Here is a 4,936-nt window from a genome sequence, read left to right on the forward strand (position 1 = left end):
GTGGTGGTGTGCCACGCGCCGCCGGAGCCGAGGACGTCGCCTCCGGCATCGCCCTCGCCGCCCACCTGTGGCGCGGAGCGCCAGCGACCGCGTCCGCGCGCTGCTCGACGGCGCGCCGTCGGGTCGCCGGCCGTGGACCGCACCGACGAGGTACGCCCGTGAGCGCGAGAACGGGGTTCGCGCCCCCGGCAGTCCCGAACGAAGAGGTAGGCACATGACGAACGACAAGCGGCGGCGTTCTCCCGTCGGTCACCTCGAGGCGGCGTTCGGTGTGACGCTCGACCCCGAACTGCTGGAGCGCGCGCTCACCCATCGCTCGTACGCGTACGAGAACGGCGGTCTGCCCACCAACGAGCGGCTGGAGTTCCTCGGCGACTCGGTGCTCGGGGTGGTGATCACCACCGCGCTCTTCCGCAACCACCCGGACCTGCCCGAGGGGCAGCTCGCCAAGTTGCGGGCCAGCGTGGTGAACATGCGCGCGCTGGCCGACGTGGCGCGCGGCCTGGGGCCGGACGGGCTCGGCGCGTACCTGCTGCTGGGCAAGGGCGAGGAGAGCACCGGCGGCCGGGACAAGGCGAGCATCCTCGCCGACACCCTGGAGGCGCTGCTCGGCGCGATCTACCTCCAGTACGGCCTGGAGACCGCCGCGATCGTCATCCACCGGCTCTTCGACCCGCTGATGGCGGAGTCGGCCGGCCGGGGCGCCGCGCTGGACTGGAAGACCAGCCTCCAGGAGCTCACCGCCGCGCTGGGGCTGGGCGTCCCGGAGTACCGCATCGAGGGCACCGGACCGGACCACCTCAAGACCTTCACGGCCTGGGTGGTGGTGGCCGGCAACCGCTACGGCGGGGCCGAGGGGCGCAGCAAGAAGGAGGCCGAGCAGCGGGCGGCCGAGGCGGCCTGGCGGGAGCTGACCGAGCAGGCCGAGCAGGCCGCGCAGGCCGAGCAGGAGCGGGCCGAGCGGACGGCGGCGGAGGCCGGGGCGGCCACCGACCCGGCCGAGGCGGGGCTGGGCCGTGCCTGAGCTGCCCGAGGTCGAGACGGTCCGGCAGGGCCTGGCCCAGTGGGTCACCGGTCGCCGGATCACCTCGGTCGAGGTACGCCACCCGCGCGCCGTCCGGCGGCACGTTCCCGGCGCGGGCCACTTCGCCGACGTGCTGGCCGGTCGTACGGTCACCGCCGTGCGCCGGCGCGGCAAGTACCTCTGGCTGCCGCTGGACAGCGGCGATGCCCTGATCGGCCACCTCGGGATGTCCGGCCAACTGCTGCTCCAGCCGATCGCGGCGGCCGACGAGCTGCACCTGCGGGTCCGGTTCCGGTTCGCCGACGACGGTCCGGAGCTGCGCTTCGTCGACCAGCGCACCTTCGGTGGCCTCTCGGTCAGCGAGGGCGGCGCCGAGCTGCCCGCGGAGATCGCGCACATCGCACGGGACCCGATGGACGAGGAGTTCTCCGACGCCGGGTTCGTCGCGGCGCTGCGGCGACGGCGTACCGAGGTGAAGCGGGCGCTGCTGGACCAGACGCTGATCTCCGGGGTGGGCAACATCTACGCCGACGAGGCGCTCTGGCGGGCGAAGCTGCACGGCGCCCGCCCGACCGACGCGCTCACCGCTCCGGCGGCCACCCGGCTGCTCGGCCACGTCCGCGACGTCCTCGGTGAGGCGATCAAGCAGGGCGGCACCAGCTTCGACGAGCTCTACGTCAACGTCAACGGCGAGAGCGGCTACTTTGACCGGTCGCTCAACGCGTACGGGCGCGAGGGTGAGCCCTGCCGGCGGTGCGGTACGCCGATCCGGCGCGAGTCGTTCATGAACCGGTCGTCGTTCAGCTGCCCGCGCTGTCAGCCGCGGCCCCGGGGCGCCCTGAAGGGGTGACCCCGAGCCGGCTCGGGGTTGCGCCGGTGTGCCGTCCCCCGGCGTCCCGCAGATCCGCCCGGTTTGCCCGGCCGTCCGCTCCGGTCACCCGCACAGCCGGCTTTCGCCGCGTCCGGGACGAGCCGGGGCCGATCCCCGATGTCCGCGCCCGCCGTTGTCCCTAGCGTCGACACGGTCGGCAGGAGGCCGACGCGTGGAGGGGGGCCCGGGAGATGGGCAGGAGACCGGTGACGGTGCGGGTGGCGCGGTGGAGCGCCGAGCACCCGTGGCGCGCGATCGCGCTCTGGGTGGTGTTCGTGGCGGTGTGCTTCGTCGGGGGCAACGCCGCCGGCATGAAGGAGGCGACGCGCGCGACCAGGCGGTGGGGGAGTCCGGCCGCGCCGAGGCGATCGTCACCGAGGGGAACTTCGCCGACCCCGCGGTCGAGAACATCCTGATCACCTCCCGGGCCGGGGCGCTGGACCAGGCCGCGGCGAAGCGTGCGGCGGCCGACGCCGCCGACCGGCTCAAGCAGCTCACCGGGGTCGCGTCGGTGGGCGCGCCGGTGCCCTCCCACGACGGGGCCGCCCTGCTGCTGCCGATCACCATGTCCGGCGAGCGCGAGGACGCGTCCGACCGGGTGCAGCCGCTGCGCGACGCCACCGCCGAGGTCCAGGCGGCGCACCCGCAGCTGCGCGTCGAAGAGGTCGGCGGGCCGTCGATCAACCAGGCGCTGGACGAGACCCTGGGCAAGGACTTCAAGCGGGCCGAGCTGCTCAGCCTGCCGGTCACCCTGGCCATCCTGATCGTCGCGTTCGGCGCGCTGATCGCCGCCGGCGTGCCGGTGCTGTTGGCGCTCTCCTCGGTGGCCGCCGCGATGGGGCTGTCGACGCTCGCCTCGCACCTGGTGCCGGCCACCGACACCACGGCCAGCGTGATCCTGCTGATCGGCATGGCCGTCGGCGTCGACTACTCGCTGTTCTACGTCCGCCGGGAACGGGAGGAACGGGCCAAGGGGCGCTCCGGGCTCGACGCGGTGGAGATCGCGGCGGAGACCTCCGGGCACGCGGTGGTGGTCTCCGGCTTCGCCGTGGTCATCTCGATGGCCGGGCTGCTGCTCGCCAACGACGCGGTCTTCTCCTCTCTCGCGGTCGGCTCGATCCTGGTGGTCGCGGTCGCGGTCACCGGCTCGCTGACCGTGCTGCCGGCGCTGCTGGCCAAGCTCGGCCGCTGGGTCGACCGGCCCCGGGTGCCGCTGCTCTGGCGGCTCACCGCCCCGCGTACCGGGCCGGACGGTCGACCGGCGACGCCGCGGTTCTGGCCGGCCGTGCTGCGCCCCGCGCTGCGGGCGCCGCTGGCCACCCTGGTCGTCTCGGTCGGGCTGCTGCTCGCCCTGGCCGCGCCCGCGCTGGGCATGAAGCTGAACTTCCCCGGCATGGAGGACCTGCCGCGCACCACGCCGGCGATGCAGGCGTACGACCGGCTCACCGCCGCCTTCCCGAGCACCGGCACCAGCCACCAGGTGGCCGTACGGGCGCCCGCCGAGCAGGCCGACCGGGTGCGCGCCGCGCTTACCGAGCTGGCCGGACGGGCCGGCGCCGACCCGCTGTTCGCCCCGGTCGAGGCGGACGGCCCGAAGATCGAGGTGTCGGCCGACCGGCGGGTGTCGGTGCTGGAGCTGGCCACCCCGTACGCCGGCCGGTCCGACGAGGCGGCACGCTCGCTGGACGAGCTTCGCGACGACCTGCTGCCGGCGGCGCTCAAGGGCATCCCGGGCGTCGAGTACGCGGTCGGCGGCGAGGTCGCCGGCAACCAGGACTACGCCCGGCACATCGGGGAAAAGCTGCCGATCGTGATGGCCTTCGTCCTGGCGCTGACCTTCGCGGTGATGGTGCTGACGTTCCGCTCGGTGGTCGTCGCGCTCACCTCGATCGTGCTCAACCTGCTCTCCGCCGGCGCCGCGTACGGCCTGCTGGTGCTGGTCTTCCAGGGCACCTGGGCGGAAGGGCTGCTCGGGTTCACCTCGATGGGGGCGATCGTCTCCTGGCTGCCGCTCTTCCTCTTCGTGGTGCTCTTCGGGCTCTCCATGGACTACCACGTCTTCGTGGTCAGCCGGATCCGCGAGGGGGTCCGGGCCGGCATGTCGAACCGCGACGCGGTGGCGTACGGGATCACCTCGTCGGCGGGCGTGGTGACCAGCGCGGCCATCGTCATGGTCGGGGTGTTCGGGATCTTCGCCTCGCTCAGCACGATCGACATGAAGCAGCTCGGCATCGGGCTGGCCGCCGCGATCCTGCTGGACGCCACGATCATCCGGGCGGTGGTGCTGCCGTCGCTGATGACGCTGCTCGGCGACGCCAACTGGTGGGCGCCGCGCTTCCTGCGGCAGCAGCAGGCGGTCCCGGCGGCCGACCCGCCCGCCCCGACCCCGGAGCTGGTCGGCGTCCGCTGAATCCCCGCCTGAGGGGCCCCTGCCGCAGCAGGGGCCCCTCGCGGCGTCAGGGGAGCTGGCAGGGGTCGCGCCAGGCGTCCAGCGACCGGTTCTTGCGGATGGAGGCGAAGCCGTACCCGAGGGTGGTGACGCAGAACGTCGCGGTGTGCCCGGTGTACTCGACGTGGAAGACCGGCTTGTCCGCGTCGGCGAACGGCAGCAGCTTGGCGCAGACCCTCAGCCGGACGCACTCCTCGACGACCGCGAAGTCGAAGTCGGGCGCGAGCGCGGCCACCTGGCCGACGTCGTTCATCAGGCCGGGGGAGAGGTCGAGGGAGCGGGCCAGCACCGCCAGCCGCCGGTTGAACGTCAGTTGTTCGTCGTAGCCGAGCGGGAAGCCGGAGCGGTGGGCGTACCCGTCGGCGTCGGCCAGCGCCACCGCGCCGAAGCCCTTGCCCCGGCAGAGCCGGAACCGGTCGGCCAGCACCGGCTCCAGCACGTCCCACCGGCGTACGTCGAGCCAGCGGCGTTGCCCCCGGCCGGTGGGGGTGCCCCGCACCGCCAGCGGGAAGCGGGTGGCGTCCGGGTCGGTGCCGGCGTACGAGCCGACGTGCACCTGGCAGACCAGCCGGCGGTCCCGCCCGCGCAGGGC

4 protein-coding genes are annotated in these 4,936 nt (G+C 74.1%); 3 read left to right on the forward strand and 1 reads right to left on the reverse strand.

Translation table 11 applies throughout. The features are described 5' to 3' along the window. The first annotated feature begins 214 nt into the window (after window positions 1–214). The 3 genes from rnc to JNW89_RS27620 all read left to right on the forward strand — a co-directional run bounded on the left by rnc (window position 215) and on the right by JNW89_RS27620 (window position 4,305). Complete coding sequence (gene rnc, locus JNW89_RS27610) at window positions 215–1,024, forward strand: ribonuclease III (RefSeq protein ID WP_238451282.1); 810 nt, start codon at window positions 215–217, stop codon at window positions 1,022–1,024. Continuing rightward, on the forward strand, window positions 1,017–1,874 hold the full coding sequence (gene mutM, locus JNW89_RS27615; protein ID WP_238451284.1) for a bifunctional DNA-formamidopyrimidine glycosylase/DNA-(apurinic or apyrimidinic site) lyase: 858 nt from the start codon (window positions 1,017–1,019) through the stop codon (window positions 1,872–1,874). The genes rnc and mutM overlap by 8 nt, the downstream gene beginning before the upstream one ends. Before the next feature lie 361 nt (window positions 1,875–2,235). Beyond that, a complete protein-coding gene (locus JNW89_RS27620; RefSeq protein WP_238451286.1) occupies window positions 2,236–4,305 on the forward strand; it encodes an MMPL family transporter in 2,070 nt (689 codons plus the stop codon). Between the two features lie 46 nt (window positions 4,306–4,351). Here JNW89_RS27620 and JNW89_RS27625 read toward each other — a convergent pair. Next, a partial coding sequence (locus JNW89_RS27625) for an endo alpha-1,4 polygalactosaminidase (protein WP_238451287.1) occupies window positions 4,352–4,936 on the reverse strand: 585 nt, incomplete at its 5' end.

This window comes from Micromonospora sp. 4G55, from assembly GCF_016803375.1.

Bases quoted from the DNA above. Each gene is read 5' to 3' on its own strand.
- rnc (WP_238451282.1), top strand. From the start codon at position 215: ATGACGAACGACAAGCGGCGGCGTTCTCCCGTCGGTCACCTCGAGGCG.